Below are 17,952 nucleotides of genomic sequence, written 5' to 3'. Positions count from 1 at the left end.
CTCGATAGACAGAAGGAGCGAAACGCAATGAGTGAAGTCTTGATCGATCACGACGACGGTGTCACCACACTGACCCTCAACCGCCCGCAAGCCAAAAACGCGCTCGACATGTCGATGCGCGCGGCGCTGCGGGAAGCGATCTACGCGATCCGTCAGGACCGTAGCGTGCGCGCGGTCGTCTTGCGCGGCGCGGGCACGGAGTTCTGTTCGGGCGGCGACGTGCGCGGCATGAACGTTGAAAGCGCCGAAGCGGGCCGCAACCGCGTGGACGATCTGCACGGCTGGATCGCGCAACTGGTCGACCTCGACCGTCCTGTGATCGCCGCAGTAGACGGGGTGGCTTACGGCGCGGGCTTCAGCTTCGCGCTCGCTGCCGACTTCGTGATTGCTACCTCGCGTGCGCGCTTTTGCATGCCGTTCATGAAGGTCGGCCTCGTGCCCGATTGCGGCGCGCTCTACACGTTGCCACGCATCGTCGGCATGGCGCGCGCTCGCGAGCTTATCTTCACGGCGCGCGAAGTGAAAGCCGACGAAGCCAGGACGCTCGGCGCTGTGCTCGAAGTAGTCGAACCGGATGCGCTGGAAGCGCGCAGCAAGACAATCGCACGCTCGCTCGCCGATGCGTCGCCCACCATGTTCGCGCTTACCAAGCGCGCGCTGAACATGTCCCTGAACAGCGATCTGCGCACGATGTTGGAACTCGAATCGATAGGCCAAGGCGTGGTTTTCAGCACGGTGTTTCATCGCGAGGCCGTGCAGCGTTTCCGCAACAAGGCGACACCGCTTTTCAACTGGCCTACCTCCTAAGCCCATCATGATCCATTACGACACACTTAAGAACTGGCCGTTCAAATCGCTCGAACACACCTACACGGCACGCGATGCCATGCTGTATGCGCTCGGTCTTGGCTACGGCATCGATCCACTTGATCGCGACGACCTGCATTACGTGCATGAAAGGGAATTGCGCGTTTCGCCCACTTTCGCCAACGTTCTCGGCTATCCAGGCTTCTGGGCGAAAGATCCACGCACCGGCATCGATTGGGTCAAGCTGCTGCACGGCGAACAAACGCTGCACATTCACCAGCCGTTGCCGCCGGCCGCGACCGTGATCGGCCAGTCCCGTGTCGCGCGCATCGTGGACAAGGGCGCGGGTAAGGGCGCGTTGCTGCTGATCGAGCGCACGATACGCGAGAAGGAAAGCGGCACGCTGCTCGCCACTGTCGAGCAACTCAATTTTCTACGCGGTGACGGTGGCTACAGCGCGAACGGCCAGCCGAGCGACGGGCCGCTGCCTTCGCCGCCGCCTCTCCCGGAGCGCGGGCCCGACGCGGTCTGCGATCTGCCGACGCGACCCGAAAGCGCGCTCATCTACCGCCTCTCGGGTGACTACAACCCGATCCACGCCGACCCCAACGCCGCTCGCGCAGCGGGTTTCGAGCGGCCCATCCTGCACGGCCTCGCAACCTATGGTGTGGCGGCCCACGCGGTGCTGAAAACCTCCTGCGAAAGCCGTCCCGAACGCCTCGCAATGTTTTTCACGCGCTTCACAGCGCCGGTATATCCGGGCGAAACCATCCGTACCGAACTGTGGATCGACGGCAAGACAGTCGGCTTCCGTTCGCGCGCACTCGAACGCGACGTGGTCGTACTGAACAACGGCCGCGCCGAGTTGCGCTGATTCGTCTTGTATCAGAACAAGGAGACACGACATCATGTCATCCACCAGGCAAACCCTGGCAATCGTGTTTTGCGCGAGTGTGCTCGCGCTGGCGGGTATCGGCGCGCGAGGTGCAATGGCCGAACCGTCCGGAGAGCTGAAGATCGGCGCCTTGCTGCCGATGAGCGGACCAAACGCGGAATACGGGCAGACCTTCGGGTCCGGCGCGGATCTGTCGGTTGCGCATGTGAACGACGACCGGCTGCTCGGCGAAAAGCTCGTGCTCACCTACGAAGACAGCCAGGCCTTGCCGATGCAAGGCGTGCTCGGCATGAACAAGCTCGTCAACGTGTACGAAACGCCGTTCGTACTGACAGGCTTCACCGGCGTATCGAAAGCCATCGCGCCGCTCGCGCGCCGCACGAAAACCGTCGCCGTGAACGGCGGCGGCGTGGGTCCTGATCTCGCACAACTCGGCTCGTACTTCTGGAATGTGATTCCGCTCGCGAACGCCGAAGTGCGTGCAATCATTCCGTATCTCGTCACGCAAAAACAGTTGAAGCGTTTCGTGCTGATCTACGTGGACGATCCGCTCGGCCAGTCGATCAACGAAGAACTCGCGCTCGATCTACCGCCGGCGGGCGGCTCGCTCGTTTCTTCGTTTGCGGTGCCGGCCGGCGCGCAGCAGTTCGCCGGCGTCGTGGCGCGCGTGCGCGATGCGCAACCCGATCTGATCTTTATCGCGTCATACGGTGCGCAGCAATCGCAGATCGTGAAGCAGTTGCGCGACAACGGCGTGAACCAGCAGATCGCCAGTTATTCGGCTTTCAGCATTCCAGCGATCAACGCATTGCCCGAGGCGAAGGGTGCGCTCTACACGACGCAACGCTTCGACTGGAATGCGCCGGACCGTCTCACGCAGCGCTTCGTCACCGACTACCAGGCGAAGTATGGTCGCAAGCCGACGGCGTATGCGGCGAACGCCTACAACGCGGTGCGCCTCTTTGCGATTCTCGCAGCGAAGCTCGAACACGAGGGAAAGCGGGTGACGGGAGCGAACCTGCTCGAAGCGCGCCAGCAGATGCAGCACTTCGATCTCGTCGGCGGCAGCGTGTCTTTCGATCCGAACGGCACGGTGCGCGCGCCGATCCAGATCAACCAGATCGACGGTGCGGGCGGCACGGTCGTCTCGACCACGCAATGACGGAGGCGACCGCATGCTGATCGTTCAACTGCTCGTCAACGGGATTCAGCTCGGTGCGCTTTACGCGCTCACCGCAGGCGGCTTCTCGCTGATTTTCGGCGCCACGCGGATTTTTCACTTCGCGCACGGCGCGGCTTTCATGATCGCCGGTTACGGCTTCTACGAGATCTACGCGAAGCTGCACTGGCCGTGGTACGTCGCGCTCCTGATCGCCGCCGTGGTGACGGTGGCCTTCGGCGTGCTGCTCGATAGGCTCGTCTACACGCCAATCAAACGCCACGAGAACGCGTTTTTCACGCTGTTTGCGGGTGCATTCGGCGTCGGCATCATCGTGCAGAACCTGATCGCGTTTTTCTTCGGCCGCGGCTTCGTCGCGATTCCGACGCCGCTTTCCAAGGGCGTGCAGGTGATGAGCGGCCTTTACATGTCGCCGCTCGCGGGCATTGCCGTCGTGACGACGCTGGTCGCGTTCGGCGCGTTGCACACGTTTCTCTCGCGCACCCAGACCGGCATCGCGCTGCGTGCGCTCGCCGATAGCCCGGAACTCGTGCGTGCGTTCGGCATGTCGCCGCAACGGCTGTCGCAGGTGGCATTCGCACTAGGCTCGCTGGCCGTCGTGCCGGCCGCCATCCTGAGCGGCGCGAGCGCGGGCCTGAATCCTTCGGTCGGCAGTCACGTCATGCTGATCAGTCTTGCGGCAACCATCGTGGGCGGCGTGGGCAGTCTGCGCGGCGCCGCGTGCGCGGGCCTGCTGCTCGGGCTTGCCGAAAGCCTTGCGCTCGCGTGGTTCAGCTCGCAATGGAGCGAAGCGGTGCTGTTCGTCGTGCTATTCCTGTTCATTCTGTTCCGCCCGTCCGGCTTCTTCGGACGCGTGCTGGTTCATTGATGATCGCTCACCGGAGACGCTTCCATGCTGGCTTATTTGCAGAATCTGGCGGTCCTCATCTGCGTGAACGCGATCCTCGCGATGACGCTCAACTTCCTGATGGGCTACGCGGGCATCTTCTCGCTCGCGCATGCCGTGTTCTTCGGCGTCGGGGCCTATACGGCGGCGGTTGTGTCGATGCACGTCAGCCCGTCCATCTTCGTCTGCACGATTGCGGCGATGGCGCTCTCGGGCGCGCTGTCGCTCGCGCTTGCCTTACCGGCGCTCAGGGTGCGCGGCGAGTATTTCGTCGCCGCATCGCTGGGCTTGCAGATGCTCGCGGTCACGGTGTTCTCGGAGTGGCGCTCGGTGACGGGCGGGCTCGGCGGCATCACGAACATTCCGTCGCCTTCGGTGTTCGGCGTGTCAATCGAATCGTCGAACGGTTTCTTTCTGCTGGCGGTCGCGTATCTGATCGTCGTGGCGCTGGCGTTGTGGCTGCTGGTGCGCTCCAGCTTCGGCCGCAATCTCCGGGCGATCCGCGACAGCGAATCCGCCGCGCAGGCGCTCGGCAAGAACGTGAAGGCGATCAAGACGCTTTCGGTAGTCGTGGCCACGGCGCTGGCCGCGACGGCGGGTGTCGTCTACACGTTCTATCTCAGCTTCATCAACGTGGAAGGCTTCACGCTCGACCTCTCCGTTATATTGATGGCAATGGTCATCATTGGCGGCACCGGCTCGCTGTTCGGTCCGCTGATCGGCGCGGCGCTGCTGATGCTGCTGCCGGCCGGTTTGAGCTTCGTGCCCGGTTTGCCGCAAGCCGAAGTGGGCCTCGTGCAGCAGGCTGTCTACGGTCTCGTGATGGTGCTGCTGATGATCTACCGGCCGGGCGGCATCGTCGGCGCGCGCGGGCGCAAGAGCCGCGCGGTCACGGCGCAGATCGGAGCGCAAGGCAGCGCGAACCTGGTCAAAAAGGGAGGTGCGCAATGAACGCACCCGCAGTTTTCATGCCGGAGCTGGCGGCGGTCACGCATCCGGTTCTGCTCGAGGTGCGGCAGCTCGGCAAGCGCTTTGGCGGCTTGCAGGCAGTGTCCGACGTGTCCCTGTCGCTGCGTGCGGGCATCGTCACCACGCTGATCGGGCCGAACGGCGCGGGCAAAACCACGCTCTTCAACCTGATCACCGGACACCTGAAACCCACGTCCGGCGACGTGCTGTTTCAGGGGAAATCGCTGCTCGGCATGGACCCGTGGCGCATCGCGCGTGCGGGCGTGGGCCGTACTTTCCAGGATTTGCGTCTGTTTTCGCAGATGACCGTGCAAGAGAACGTGCTCACGGCGATGGAGCAGAGCTCGTGGCTGTGGCAGCCGGGCGGCCGCGCCGCGCGCAACGCACGTGCCGAGAAAGTGAGGCAAATTCTCGAGACTGCGCATCTGGACAGGTTGCGCGGATCGCGCGCCATCGATCTCGCCTATGCGGAACGCAAGTTTCTGAGCGTTGCGCGTCTGATTGCGAGCAACGCGAAAATCTGGCTGCTCGACGAACCCGCATCCGGGCTGGACCCGCGTTCTTACGAGCGCTTCGTCGCGTTGCTGCGGGCCCAGGTGCAGGGCGGCGTGACGGTCTGCATCATCGAGCACAACCTCGACGTGGTGTCGAACGTGTCGGATCGCGTGGCGTTCCTCGATCAGGGCCGCCTGCTCGCCGAAGGCACGCCGCGCGAAGTGCTCGACGATCCGCGCCTTGCGTCGATCTATTTCGGAGAGACCGCATGAGCGCTCCCATTCTAAAGACGCGCGCGCTGACCGCCGGTTACGGCGGCCGCGCGGTGCTCAACGGTATCGACATCGAGCTGCGTGAAAACGAAGTGCTGTGTTTGCTAGGCCATAACGGCGCAGGCAAGTCGACGCTCGTGAAAACGTTATTCGGGCTGATCGCGCCAAGCGGCGGCGATGTCATGGTCGACGGCGCGAAGCGTAACCGTCAAAGCGTGCGCGCGTCGACTGCTGCAGGCATCGCGCTGGTGCCGGAAGGACGCGGCGTATTCCCGAGTCTGAGCGTGGAAGAAGTGCTGCGCTTGGGTCTCTGGTCCGCCGACGTGCATGCTGCCGAACACGCGTCGCGCCTCGACTGGGTGATGTCGGTGTTGCCGGACATCAAGCGCATATATCGCCAGCGAGCGGGGTCACTCTCGGGCGGTCAGCAGCAGATGGTGTCCATCGGGCGCGCGCTGCTGTCGCGTCCGCGCTGTCTGTTGATGGACGAACCGTCGATCGGTCTCGCGCCCAAGTTGTTTCAGGATCTGCTCGGCCCGATCCGCCAACTGCAAAAGGACACGCGTATGTCGATCCTTCTGGTCGAGCAGAACGTGCGCGAAGCGCTGAAGGTGAGCGACCGCGTCGCCGTGATGAAATCCGGCACGCTGATCCGCGAAGTGCTGCCCTTCGAACTCGACACCAACGCGAAACTCATGGAGCTCTACTAATGTCCGAATCCGCCACACTCAATGCGCTTGTCGATGCCCAGCTCGCAGCGGGCGCGACCCGGCCCGCTTTTATCGACGGCGAACGCACGATCAGCTATGCGCAGTTCGATACGCTCGCCGAACAGGCGGCGCGTTGGCTCGAGGGACAAGGCATCGTGGCCGGCGACCGCGTCGCGGTGTGGCTCGTGAACCGCATCGAGTGGCTCGTGCTGCTGTTCGGCGCGGCGCGTATCGGCGCAGCGGTGGTGGCGGTGAACACGCGTTACCGCCGCGCGGAGATCGAGCACATTCTCGGCAAGTCGCGCGCGAAACTACTCGTGCTGCAACTGAATTTCCGCAAGATCGATTTCGCAGCAGAACTAGAGGGCATTGCGGACGAAGCCATCTCATCGCTGGAGAAGATCGCGGTCATCGATTCAGATGCCACGATGCCTGCCGCACTGCTCGGTAAAACCGCCGTGGCGTGCGATTTTGCCACGCCCGAATCCGGGTCTGGTTCCACGGCTGTCATTCCCGCCGATCGTATGACGCGTTCCGGGGAATTGCGTGACGCGCCCCTGATTCTTTTCACCACGTCCGGTACCACCCAGGCACCGAAGCTCGTCGTCCATACGCAGCATACCGTGACCGGCCACAGCGAATGTGCCGCGCGCGCCTATGGCTTCGATGCCGACGATGCCGTGATGCTCGCGGCGCTGCCGTTTTGCGGCGTGTTCGGTCTGAACGGGGCGCTCGCCGCGTTTGCCGGCGGCGCCCCCATCGTGCTAATCAACACCTTCGACGGCCCGCAAGCGGCGCGGCTGGTGCAGGAGCATCGCGTAACGCATACCTTCGGCAGTGACGAAATGTACCGGCGCCTGTGCGAAGCGGCGGAAGGGGAGCAGCCATTTCCATCGGCGCGCGTGTTCGGGGTTGCGGCGTTCCAGCCGGGTTTCTCGAGCTTCGCCGAGCACGCGCAAAAGCGCGGCGTGCCGCTAACGGGCCTTTACGGTTCTAGCGAAGTGCAAGCGCTGTTCTCCCTGCAAAAACTCAATGCCGCGTTCGAGGCGCGTATCGAAGGCGGCGGCTATCCGGCGGCGGCAACAGCGCGTATCCGCATCCGAGATCTGGAAAACGGTCAATTGCTGCCGCCGGGACAGAGCGGAGAAATCGAAATCTCCGCGCCGGGCAACTTCGTGCATTACCTCGACAACCCCGAAGCCACTGCCGAGGCGCTGACGCCCGACGGATTCTTCCGCACGCGCGACGTCGGCCTTCTGCGCGAGGACGGCAGTTTTGTCTACCAGACGCGCAAGGGAGACGCGATTCGGCTTGCGGGCTTTCTCGTCAATCCAGTCGAGATCGAAGACGAGATCAAGGCGGTGGACGGCGTGGACGATGCGCAGGTGGTGGCCGTCGAAGTTGATGGCCAGCCACGCCCAGTGGCGTTCGTGATTGCGAACCCGGCGCACGCGCCTGAAGCGGAAACCGTGCGCGGCGCGCTCAAGGCGCGCGTGGCCGCGTTCAAGGTGCCGGCGCGGGTCTGGTTCGTCGATGCGTTTCCTGTCACACAAAGCTCGAACGGGGTGAAGATCCAGCGCGCGCGGCTACGCGAAATGGCGATCCAACGCGTGCAGGACGAAGCGGCGACGGCGCGATTGGGCTGATTCAACGGCTTTTCGCCGCGGCGGCGCTGCGGCAAGGAATGCTTACAATGTCCAATTCACTATTTTTCGAAGATTTCCAGATCGGCCAATCGTTCGAAAGCGGCGGCCGCACAGTCACGGAAAGCGACCTGACGTTTTTCTCGATGCTCTCCGGCGACTGGAACCCGATTCACGCGGACGCCGAATTCGCCGGCAAGACGCGTTACGAACAGCGCCTCGTGCACGGCGCGCTCGGCATTGCGATCGCGACCGGACTGCTGCATCAGTTAGGCATCTTTCATGACAGCGCCGTGGCGATGATGTCGCTGAACGAATGGAAATTCGTCGCGCCGATTTTCGTCGGCGACACGCTGCGCTTGCGGCTCGAAATTCTCGAACTCGATGCTGGCAAGAGCGAGCGGGTCGGCCGTCTCGGACGCCGGTTCGTGGTGCTCAACCAGCGCGACGAAATCGTGCAGGACGGCAGAAGCGACATGCTAATTCGGAAGCGGGGTACCCAATGAACACGCAACTCGATGCGTGGCTCACCGAAATCGAAACGCGACTCGCCGAAGGTTCGCAGCGGCGTTCGCGGTCAACCTGATCGTGCATCCGAGCATCTTGCCGCCACGCTGCCGCAGCCCGAGATCAAATTCCGAACAACGTCAACGACACCGCCGCGCGCGTGACGATCATCAACAGGATTTGCACGATCACGAACAGCAGGATCGGCGAGAGATCGATGCCGCCGAGCTGCGGCACGAAGCGCCGTAGCGGATCCAGAAACGGCGCGGTCAGCTGATAGAGGATCGGCATCGCGGGCGAGCGCGGATTCAGCCAAGACAAGAGCGCCATCAGGATCGTGAGCCAGATGATGAGATTCAGCGCCCACTTGACGAGCGTCAGCACGGCGACGATCAACAGCACGGGCGCGAGGCCGAACGGGTCGACGCCCGCGATCGTCACCATCAATCCCACATAGACGATCGACGCGAGCAGCGCGGCGACGACGCTCGCCCAATCGATGCCGCGCTTGCCATGAAACACATGCCGCAGCGGCAGGACGAGCCAGTTGGTCACCTGATAGATCGCGTTCGACACGGGGTTGTACGGCGGCATGCGCACCGCCTGCATCCAGGCGCGCAACAGCAGCGCGGCGCCGAACAGCGTGAAGAGGGTATTGAGCAGAAAGCGGGCGATATCGCCGAACATCTCGGGTCCTTTCCTTCTTGAGTTTTAAATGGCGCGGCGCGGGTCGACGAGAGGGCGCCGCGTTGGCGGTCAAGCGCGCGTGTGCCGAACGACAAGCACACCGGCGCAAAACCTACGCTAAGCCGAGACCTTGACCTCGCTGATCAGGATCGTGCCGTTGCCGCCGTCCGTGTAGTTCGGGATGTCGCCGAGCAGCTCGTCGGACGCGGGAATGAACACGTCATAGAACGCTTCTACCGAGTCGAACAGGAAGTGGCCTACGACGACGTAAGGCGGCGGCGACCCCGGAGGGCCGGCATTGATGCCGACGTCCACCGACCAGCCCCGCAACGCCGCGCCGAAGCGCTGCACCGCGAGCGGCATGTGCGTGCGGCAATAGTAGTTCACGTCGAATCGGCCGTTTTCCCGATACGGATAGAGGATGCTGACCTTGATCATTTTTGCGTTCTCGTCGGTTGGTCTTCGTTGTCGGGCCGAGTTAGCGCTTTAGCGCTTACTCGGGCCCCATGCAAAGCTGTCAGGCCGGCGGCGCGCTGCGCCATCGTTTTCCGGTCGTCACCTTATCACGGCTTTCTTGGCGCTTGTACCTGCGGGAGCGAGCGTTCGAGCGACGCTTCGACAGCGGCGTCGATCGCGTCGATCGACGCCGGCGGTTTCGTCCGCTGGCGGGCGAGCGCGACGGCGCGGCGAGTCAGGAGCGCGTAGAGCGTGGCGTGATCGCCGCCCATCGTTTCGAAGAGCGCGAGCTGCTTTTCGACGACGCCGGTATCGCCGCGCGAAACCGGGCCCGCGAGCGCGTTGGCGAGACCTTTGTCGCGCGCGGTTTCGATCGTGCCGGCGAGCATCGGCAAAAGCGCGCGCAGCGATTCGTCTTCGGAGAAGCCGAGCGTGCGCCACAACTCGACGCACTCGCTCAACGCACACAGCGCGAAGCTCGCGGCATAGTGCGCCGCGCCGTGGTAGAGCATGCGCGTGCCGTGCGGAATCGTCAGAGGATGACAGGAAATCGCGCGAGCGAGCGCCGAGAGCGCGCCCGCGAGTTCGCTGTCCGCTTCGATCGTCACCGAGCAGCCCGCGATCCGTTCGATGTCTGCAGGGCTGCCACTGAACAGGTAAAGTGGATGGAACCCGCCGGTGAGCGCGCCTTGGGCGCGTGCCGGTGCAAGCAGTTCGACAGGCGATGCACCACTGCAATGCACGAGTGCTTTCGAATGCGCGTTTGCCGCATCGAACCGCAATGTGTTGGCCATCGTACCGATGCTGTCATCGGGGACGGTTAAAAAGACGATGTCGGCCGCGTCGATCACCTGTTGCGGATCGTCGGCGGCGTTGCCTTGTCCCACCTGTTGCACGAGGTCGCGCGTCGATTGCGGCGAGCGGCTCGCGACAGCCGTGACCGGGTAGCCCGCACGGGCGAAGCCGGTCGCCAGGCAGCGGGCCAGCCGGCCCGCGCCGATGAAGCCGATCCGTGGCGCGGAAGAAAGCGGCATGGTTCCAGCATCCGAAGGAAGATTGGGCGAAAGCTGAAGTATCGCGCATCCGGAAAGCCCCCGCGCATGCGCCGGCTGGCATTCCGAACGCGCGCGATTGCGCAACACGGGCGCGCACCGATTTTGATCGGATCAAATTGGGCGTCGTATGAAGCACCCGGGGCGTCATTCGGCGGCGCAATGCCCGCCGGCCCGATTGCCCGTCACAATTCCAACACGATGGATGGAGAGCGAGCCGGGGCGGACCGGACCGGCCGGCGCAGGGTATGCGGCTTGCGCCAGGTATCGCGCAGAGGGTCATGGATGTCGGAGATGCAGATCGTAGTTGCGGTTTCTTTCCAGTGTCTTAGCCACCTACGGGAGGTCACGATGAGCATGTTCTCTTACCGGAAGCACCTGCGGTTCCTGAGCCATTCGCAGCGCCGTCTTTGGTGGGATCAGAAAAAGCGTCTCACGCCGCGCGTGAAGATCAGCGGGTCCTATGTGCCGCCAAGCGTGACGCGCGAATTCACCTACGTGAAAGTAGGCTGAGGGGCGCCCGGAAAGCGGGCATCGAACCGCTTCCCGCTTGCAGGACGAAAGCCCGGCTTAGAAGCCGGGCTTCTTATTTGCCACGCGGCTTCCCGCGCGTTCTCCCGGTGCGTTGTCCGCGCAACGGTACCGCCGTCAATTTGTAATTAAACATTTCCGATTTTCGCGAGCTTTCTTCACGCCCACCGGTAAAAGCAACCGGGTGCAGGCGCTGGCAGCGCGCAACTCCTTGGATTTTCACGTGTCGGACAGAGATAGGGGTTTGTCGCGAATTGACAGGCTCAAGGCTCGGGATCGGCTCGATTGCAATTTGCAACAAATGCGGAATACCCGCTCGAGGCTTTTTCGATACATTGAGTTTCATGCAGTGCCAGTTATACGGCCGGCCGCACGCCGCGCCGTCAGGAGAACAGCAATGAAAAAGCTCATTTCGTTTTTGGCCGCTGCAGCGTTGGGCGTGGGGTTCGCCAGCGCCGCACAGGCTCACGTGTCGGTCGGTATCGGTATCGGCGTTCCGTTCGCGCCGGCGTATCCGGTTTATGCCGCGCCGCCCCCCGTCTACTACGAGCCGCCGCCGCCCGTGTACTACGCGCCGCCGCCTGTCTATTACGGACCGCCGGCAGTGGTGGTCGGCGGCTACTACGGCCATCCGTACTGGCATCACGGCTATTACCGCGGCTACTACGGTCATGGCGGGTATTGGCGCCGTTAAGCGTCTCGAGGAGGCGCTCGCTTAACCCTCACTTCGATCCGTTGATTGACTAACGGCGCAACGCCGGCTTGATCGCCGGGTTGCGCCGTTTGCTTTGGGTTTTCAAAGCGCGCCGGAAGCTGGGACAATGCTTGTTCCCTCCAACTACCTCTCATCAGGCGATGCAAGCGCTTCCTTCTCCCACCTTCGACGATGTTGCCGACGCCGCCTCGCGTATCGCGGGCGTCGCGCACCGGACTCCTGTTCTCACCTCGCGCACGGCCGATGAACGCTGCGGCGCTTCAATCTTCTTCAAGTGCGAAAACTTTCAGCGCATGGGCGCGTTCAAGTTTCGCGGCGCGTACAACGCGATTTCCCATTTCGACGCCGAGCAGCGCAAGGGCGGCGTGCTGACGTACTCGTCGGGCAATCATGCTCAGGCGATCGCGTTGTCGGCGCGGCTCGCGGGCATCCACGCGACGATCGTGATGCCGCACGACGCCCCTGCCGCCAAAGTCGAAGCGACCAAGGGCTATGGCGGCGAAGTCATCACCTACGACCGCTATAAAGAGGATCGCGAGGAGCTCGGGCGCCGTCTCGCGCAGGAGCGCGGCATGACGCTGATCCCGCCGTACGACCATCCGCACGTGATCGCGGGGCAGGGCACGGCGGCCAAGGAGCTGATCGAAGAGGTCGGCACGCTCGACATGCTCGTCGTGTGCCTGGGCGGCGGCGGTCTGCTCGGCGGCAGCGCGCTTTCTGCGGCGGCGTTGAGCCCGTCGTGCGAGATCATCGGCGTCGAGCCCGAGGCGGGCAACGACGGTCAGCAGTCGCTCGCGCGCGGCGAGATCGTCCATATCGATGTGCCGAAGACGATCGCGGACGGCGCCGCCACGCCGCATCTCGGCAGCTACAACTTTCCGATCATTCAACGTCTGGTCAAGCGGATCGAGACGGTGAGCGATGCGCAGCTGATCGACACGATGCGTTTCTTCGCGCAACGCATGAAGATGGTCGTCGAGCCGACCGGGTGTCTTGCCGCCGCCGCTGTGCTCAACGGGATCTTGCCGGTGAAGGGCAAGCGCGTCGGCGTGTTGATCAGCGGCGGTAATGTCGATTTGAGCCGCTTCGCCGAGTTTCTGAGCTAAGGTCTCCTGATCGATCGCGCTTTGCGGCGCGCGGCGGCGCGAAGCGAGTTCGCGCCGCCGCGGCCTGATTCGGCTGCCCGCTGCATTACTTCGACGCCACCCACACGCCGCCGGCGCTCGGCACGTTACCTTGCGTCCACCATTGCGCGCAGTACTTCGCGCCCTGGTACATCACGCAGGTGCCACCCGAGTAGGCGGCAGTGGCCGACCAGGTCGGCGTCGGGCCGGAGACCTGCTTCCATGCGGCCGACTGGCCCGGCACGTCGCCCTGTGTCCACCATTGGGCCTGATAGGTTGCGCCCTGGTAGGTGACCGTCTGGCCCGCCGTGTACACCTGAGCGGAGGACCACGCGGCGCCGGGCGTCGGCGTTCCGCCGCTGCTGCCCGAGCCGCCGTAGCTCGGGTCCTGCGTCACGCCGGCGCCCCATTTTCCGTTCAACTGCTTGAAGATCGTGGCGAACGCGTAAGGCTGTTGCACGCGAGCTGCGAGTACAGCGCTTGCGCCGCGCTGATCGCCGCGTTACCCATGTCGATGTTCGTGGGGCCGTAATCCATCGCCATCACGTTGACGGCATCGATCGACACGTTATTGGCGAGCGCCGCGTTGAGGACGTTCAGGCCGTCCTGCGTGAGACCGGTCGGCATGACGGGCAGCGTGAGCGTGACATGCAGCGTCTTGCCCTGTGCCGCAGCGGCGGATTGCAGCTGCGCGACCGCCTGGAAGTTGCGCGTCACGGCGGCAGTATCTTCCTGTGCGGCGCCTTCGATGTCGAAATCGATGTGCGTGAGCGAGTAGGTGTCGATCACCGTCTGATAGGCCGACTGCAGCGCGGCCGGGCTCGTGCATGCCTGCATCAGCGGCGTGCCATTCGCGCCGCCGAACGAGACCGACACCTCGCCGCCTTTCGCGCGATAGTTCGTGACGGACGTCGCTATCGAGGTCAAGAGGTCGCCGGTCGCGCCTCCGCCGATGTTTTGCACGCCGCCCCAGGACGGCACGCATGAATTTCCGGCGACGACGAACGCGAGCGTGAATTGCTGGATGCCTTGCTGAACGCCGATCTGGTCGAGCACCGGCGTGGGCCAGGCGGTCATGTCGACGTAGGGCGCATAGACGCCCGCCGCATGTGAGGCGCCTGCCGACACGAGCAGGCAGGCTGTTGCGGCCAGGCGCGGAACGAGCGAAGAAAACGGTTTCTTGTTCATATTGTCTCCGACGTAATGAGCGAAATAAGTGATTGCGTATGCCCATATCGCTGCGTAACGAGCGAGCCGATTTGGGCGCAAACATTATTTATGGCGATAAGCGTGCGTAAGAACTATCTTGGCTATGCGTCTTGTTTTGGTAACGAAGACGGCGCCTGAAACAAAGGGATACAGTTCCGGCGCTGGGCATAGGGTAGGTGTCGAATCACACTTGCGCCGCCGGTTAGTTTGATAGGTAATTTTTTATTCTTGGCTGGCTAATTTTTATTTATTTTTATTTGGTAATTTGTTCGGTTGATCGGAATGCGGGCGAGATATCCGCATTGCATTTCGATGCAAAACGGTTATTCGTCGGCTTAGGCCGCGCTATGGACCGTCTGCAAGATCAAATCGCGGTAGCCGTTCACGATCACGCTGTACGAGAAGTACGCGAAGAGCAGGGCGGAGAGCACGTGACAGCCGCGCAGCAAGCCGGCGCCCGCGCGTTTGCGTCCGTGGCTTGCGAGCCCGCATAGGAAGAGCGTCCAGCAGAGGCCGCCGAGAAAAAAGCCGGACAGGAAGATCGATGCGGTGGGCGCGGACGTCGCGCCGGCTTTGGCGATGAGCGCGCCACCGACCGCCGCGAACCACAGGATCGCCGACGGCGACGAAACCGCGAGCAGCACGCCGCGCAGGAAGCCGCGCCACGCACTCGTATGCGGCGTGGCGGCATCGGCAACGCCCTCGACTGCGGGAGCCGTCTGCGGAAACGCCGCCTCGCGCGCCATCTTCCACGTGAGGAACAGCAGGATCGCCGCGCCGCCGATCCACACGACCCAGCGCACCGCGTCGAACTGGAGCAGCGCAGCCATGCCCGCCAGCGCGAGCGCCGCATAGATCAGATCGCCGAAACACGAACCGAGCCCGAGCCAGAAGCCCGGCTTGAAACCGTGCGACAACGTCAACGACAGAATCGCGACATTGACGAGACCGATATCGAGGCACAACGAAAGCGACAGAAAAAAACCGTCCGACAACATCGATACTGCGTGCATCCACACCCCAGGCTTGTTTTTAGTGTTGTGGTTCGAGCTTGACCGAGAGCGCGAGGTGTCCCGTCACGAGACCGACCGTGTTGCGCATCACGGGCTGGTGAAAGGTATCGAGTTGCGCGCGTTGCTCCGCCGTGCCGATGTTCAGTTGATGCAGCAGCTCGACGACGATCGCCATCAGGGCCTCCAGGTTGCCGTCTTCGACTTTGACCGCGATACCGAGTGGTCCGCGTTTGCCTTCCGAGCCGTAGGCCGCGTCGCGAACGCCGATCGCATAGCTCGCATCGGCGCCGATCTTGCCGACGACCTCGCCGTCGAACGCACGCATCAGCGCCGTGCACAAGCGTCCGGTGCCGGCGACGAGATCGGGATGCGCGGTCATCGCGCGATAGATGCGCGCGAGCGCCGCGTCGCGCGGCGACTCGGGCGTGTCATGGTTCGCCGCGGCGGCGAGCTTCGCGAAAAGGCGTGCGAGCCGATCGAGCGCGAAACTCGGCGTCGGCAGGTTGCAGCCGTCGATACCCCACTGAATCTCGTCGTCCCGCAGATCGCAGAGTTGCGCGAGCGTTTGCTTGACGCGCTGCTGCAGCGGATGGCCGTCGAGCTGATAGTCGGCGATGCTCGCGCCGATCGCCTGCGCGCCCGCCAGCATCCCCGCATGCTTGCCGGAGCAATTGCTGCAAACGGGCGTCGGCGCGAAATCGCGCTTGATCCACGCGCGCCAGACGTCGTCCGAAATCGGCGGATGGCCGCCGCAGCGCAAATCCGCTTCGGTGACGCCGGCCTTCGCGAGCATCGAGCGGGCCCGCGCGACGTGCACGTCCTCGCTGTTGTGCGACGCGCACATCAGCGCGAGGTCGGCCTCGTCGAAGCCGAAGTGCTCGAGCGCGCCCGTCTCGAGCACGGCGAGCGCCTGCGCGGGCTTGACGGCCGAGCGCGGCAGCGTCGGACGGTGCGGGTTGCCGAAGGCATAGAGCAGGCGACCCATCGCGTCGACGACCGCGACGTGGGCAAGATGCGTGTTCTCGATCGCGGGGCCGCGATACACGGTCGCGGCAATGGCTGCTTGGCTGGCGGTCATCGAATCGTCACTCCGTCTTCGAAGGTTTCCGAGGGTGTCATCAGCGGCCGAGGCCGAGTTCGTCCCAGAGCGTGTCGACGCGCGTCTTCACGGCTTCGTCCATCACGATCGGGCGGCCCCATTCGCGATCGGTCTCGCCCGGCCACTTGTTGGTCGCGTCGAGGCCCATCTTCGAGCCCAGGCCCGCTTTCGGCGACGCGAAGTCGAGGTAGTCGATCGGCGTGTTGTCGACGAGCACGGTGTCGCGTGCCGGGTCGATGCGCGTCGTGATCGCCCAGATCACTTCCTTCCAGTCGCGGATGTTCACGTCCTCGTCGACGACGACGATGAACTTCGTATACATGAACTGCCGCAAGAAGCTCCACACGCCGAACATCACGCGCTTCGCGTGGCCGGGGTAGCTCTTCTTCATCTGCACGATCGCCATCCGGTAGCTGCACCCTTCCGGCGGCAGATAGAAGTCGGTGATCTCGGTGAACTGCTTCTGCAACAGCGGCACGAACACTTCGTTGAGCGCGACGCCGAGCACGGCCGGCTCGTCGGGCGGCTTGCCGGTGTAGGTCGAGTGATAGATCGCGTCGCGGCGCATCGTGATGCGCTCGACCGTGAAGACCGGGAACCACTCCTGCTCGTTGTAATAGCCGGTGTGGTCGCCGTACGGGCCTTCGAGCGCGTGCTCGTAAGCGGCCGAAGCGCCTTTCGACGGACGCGGCGGTGCGCCGTTCGGTGCCGGCGCGGGCGCGCCGTCCTGCGGGTAGATAAAGCCTTCGAGCACGATCTCGGCGCGCGCGGGCACCTGCAGCGTGTCGACGCCGGGCGTCAGGCACTTCGCGAGCTCGGTCTTCGCGCCGCGCAGCAGCCCGGCGAACTGGTATTCGGAGAGCGTGTCCGGCACGGGGGTCACGGCGCCGAGGGTCGTCGCCGGATCGGCGCCGAGCACGACCGCGACCGGGTACGGCTTGCCGGGGTTGGCGAGCGCGAACTCCCGGAAGTCGAGCGCGCCGCCGCGATGCGCGAGCCAGCGCATGATGAGCTTGTTGCGGCCGATCAGCTGCTGCCGGTAGATGCCGAGGTTCTGGCGCGTCTTGTTGGGGCCGCGCGTGACGGTCAGGCCCCAGGTGACGAGCGGACCGGCATCGCCGGGCCAGCAGGTCTGGATCGGCAGTTTTGCGAGGTCGACGTCCTGACCTTCCCAGACGATTTCCTGGCAAGGCGGGGAGCTGACCGTCTTCGGCGCCATGTCCCAGACCGCCTTGGCGAGCGAGAGCAGCTTGCCGGCGTCTTTGAGGCCCTTGGGCGGTTCCGGCTCCTTCAGCGCCGACAGCAGCCGGCCGACGTCGCGCAGCGATTCGAGTGCGGCGCTATCGCCGTCAGAGCCGCCCTCGCTGCCGCCGTCGATGCCCATGCCGAGCGCGACGCGCCGCGGCGTGCCGAACAGATTGCCGAGAACGGGGAACGCGTAGCCTTGCGGCGCATCGAACAGCAGCGCGGGGCCGCCGGCGCGCAGCACGCGGTCGCACAGCTCGGTCATTTCCAGCACGGGCGAGACGGGCTGCCGGATGCGGCGCAGTTCGCCCAGCGTCTCTAGGCGACCGACGAAGTCGCGCAGGTCTTTATATTTCATGCGGGTCAGGTTAGAACCGCCCGGCACGGGCGGCGAAGGGACTGCGAAAGGGGCGGGCAGCCGGTTAGGCCGAGACTGGCCGTGATCAGACTGTCCGTG

The 17,952-nt window shown here is 64.1% G+C and carries 18 protein-coding genes and 1 pseudogene; 12 read left to right on the top strand and 7 right to left on the bottom strand.

The features are described from left to right. The first annotated feature begins 27 nt into the window (after positions 1-27). The 9 genes from FAZ95_RS16980 to FAZ95_RS16940 are packed head-to-tail and all read left to right on the top strand — an operon-like array spanning position 28 to position 8,363. The gene (locus tag FAZ95_RS16980; RefSeq protein ID WP_137333512.1) at positions 28-807 is read left to right on the top strand and encodes an enoyl-CoA hydratase/isomerase family protein; all 780 of its coding nucleotides are present in this window, start codon (positions 28-30) and stop codon (positions 805-807) included. Between the two features lie 4 nt (positions 808-811). Then, on the top strand, positions 812-1,681 hold the full coding sequence (locus tag FAZ95_RS16975; protein WP_175425698.1) for a MaoC/PaaZ C-terminal domain-containing protein: 870 nt from the start codon (positions 812-814) through the stop codon (positions 1,679-1,681). Positions 1,682-1,715: 34 nt separating this feature from the next. Further along, on the top strand, positions 1,716-2,864 hold the full coding sequence (locus FAZ95_RS16970) for an ABC transporter substrate-binding protein (RefSeq protein WP_254699732.1): 1,149 nt from the start codon (positions 1,716-1,718) through the stop codon (positions 2,862-2,864). A gap of 13 nt (positions 2,865-2,877) precedes the next feature. Then, a complete protein-coding gene (locus FAZ95_RS16965; protein ID WP_137333510.1) occupies positions 2,878-3,750 on the top strand; it encodes a branched-chain amino acid ABC transporter permease in 873 nt (290 codons plus the stop codon). A 24-nt stretch (positions 3,751-3,774) separates the two neighbouring features. Then, positions 3,775-4,719 (top strand): branched-chain amino acid ABC transporter permease, encoded by a 945-nt coding sequence (locus FAZ95_RS16960; RefSeq protein WP_137333509.1) that lies wholly within the window; start codon positions 3,775-3,777, stop codon positions 4,717-4,719. After that, on the top strand, positions 4,716-5,504 hold the full coding sequence (locus FAZ95_RS16955) for an ABC transporter ATP-binding protein (RefSeq protein ID WP_137333508.1): 789 nt from the start codon (positions 4,716-4,718) through the stop codon (positions 5,502-5,504). Before FAZ95_RS16960 ends, FAZ95_RS16955 begins: the two co-directional genes overlap by 4 nt. Beyond that, positions 5,501-6,214 (top strand): ABC transporter ATP-binding protein, encoded by a 714-nt coding sequence (locus tag FAZ95_RS16950; RefSeq protein ID WP_137333507.1) that lies wholly within the window; start codon positions 5,501-5,503, stop codon positions 6,212-6,214. Before FAZ95_RS16955 ends, FAZ95_RS16950 begins: the two co-directional genes overlap by 4 nt. Beyond that, a complete protein-coding gene (locus FAZ95_RS16945) occupies positions 6,214-7,860 on the top strand; it encodes an AMP-binding protein (protein WP_137333506.1) in 1,647 nt (548 codons plus the stop codon). The genes FAZ95_RS16950 and FAZ95_RS16945 overlap by 1 nt, the downstream gene beginning before the upstream one ends. Positions 7,861-7,907: 47 nt before the next feature. After that, positions 7,908-8,363: a MaoC/PaaZ C-terminal domain-containing protein gene (locus FAZ95_RS16940; protein WP_137333505.1), complete on the top strand. Its 456-nt coding sequence runs from the start codon at positions 7,908-7,910 to the stop codon at positions 8,361-8,363. Between the two features lie 124 nt (positions 8,364-8,487). On the opposite strand, the gene FAZ95_RS16935 is transcribed toward FAZ95_RS16940, so the two are convergent. From FAZ95_RS16935 to FAZ95_RS16925, 3 genes are all read right to left on the bottom strand, one after another. Further along, positions 8,488-9,051 (bottom strand): YggT family protein, encoded by a 564-nt coding sequence (locus FAZ95_RS16935; protein ID WP_137333504.1) that lies wholly within the window; start codon positions 9,049-9,051, stop codon positions 8,488-8,490. 117 nt (positions 9,052-9,168) lie between these two features. Continuing rightward, positions 9,169-9,489 (bottom strand): EthD family reductase, encoded by a 321-nt coding sequence (locus FAZ95_RS16930; RefSeq protein ID WP_137333503.1) that lies wholly within the window; start codon positions 9,487-9,489, stop codon positions 9,169-9,171. 125 nt (positions 9,490-9,614) lie between these two features. Continuing rightward, the gene (locus tag FAZ95_RS16925; protein ID WP_137333502.1) at positions 9,615-10,541 is read right to left on the bottom strand and encodes a Rossmann-like and DUF2520 domain-containing protein; all 927 of its coding nucleotides are present in this window, start codon (positions 10,539-10,541) and stop codon (positions 9,615-9,617) included. Positions 10,542-10,910: 369 nt separating this feature from the next. Between FAZ95_RS16925 and FAZ95_RS39360 the strand changes: the two genes are divergently transcribed. From FAZ95_RS39360 to FAZ95_RS16915, 3 genes are all read left to right on the top strand, one after another. Next, positions 10,911-11,072 carry a hypothetical protein gene (locus tag FAZ95_RS39360; RefSeq protein ID WP_175425631.1) on the top strand — a complete coding sequence of 54 codons (162 nt, stop codon included), beginning with the start codon at positions 10,911-10,913 and terminating at the stop codon, positions 11,070-11,072. Between the two features lie 415 nt (positions 11,073-11,487). Further along, positions 11,488-11,784, top strand: coding sequence for a hypothetical protein (locus FAZ95_RS16920; RefSeq protein WP_137333501.1), 297 nt, complete (start codon positions 11,488-11,490; stop codon positions 11,782-11,784). A 161-nt stretch (positions 11,785-11,945) separates the two neighbouring features. Then, positions 11,946-12,911 (top strand): threo-3-hydroxy-L-aspartate ammonia-lyase, encoded by a 966-nt coding sequence (locus FAZ95_RS16915; protein ID WP_137333500.1) that lies wholly within the window; start codon positions 11,946-11,948, stop codon positions 12,909-12,911. Positions 12,912-12,996: 85 nt separating this feature from the next. Here the strand turns inward: FAZ95_RS16915 and FAZ95_RS16910 are convergent. From FAZ95_RS16910 to FAZ95_RS16895, 4 genes and pseudogenes are all read right to left on the bottom strand, one after another. Continuing rightward, a pseudogene (locus FAZ95_RS16910) lies at positions 12,997-14,117 on the bottom strand (carbohydrate-binding protein). 356 nt (positions 14,118-14,473) lie between these two features. Then, a complete protein-coding gene (locus FAZ95_RS16905; RefSeq protein ID WP_137333499.1) occupies positions 14,474-15,151 on the bottom strand; it encodes a LysE family translocator in 678 nt (225 codons plus the stop codon). A gap of 19 nt (positions 15,152-15,170) precedes the next feature. Beyond that, entirely contained in the window at positions 15,171-16,229 is a 1,059-nt protein-coding gene (locus tag FAZ95_RS16900) for an asparaginase (protein WP_137333498.1), read from the bottom strand. A gap of 40 nt (positions 16,230-16,269) precedes the next feature. Continuing rightward, complete coding sequence (locus tag FAZ95_RS16895) at positions 16,270-17,853, bottom strand: UbiD family decarboxylase (protein ID WP_137333497.1); 1,584 nt, start codon at positions 17,851-17,853, stop codon at positions 16,270-16,272. Positions 17,854-17,952 lie beyond the last annotated feature (99 nt).

It is taken from the genome of Trinickia violacea, from assembly GCF_005280735.1.
Lineage (GTDB): Bacteria > Pseudomonadota > Gammaproteobacteria > Burkholderiales > Burkholderiaceae > Trinickia_A > Trinickia_A violacea.
The sequence above is the reverse complement of the archived record's forward strand: the minus strand, read 5'-3'. Positions and strand labels throughout refer to the sequence as shown.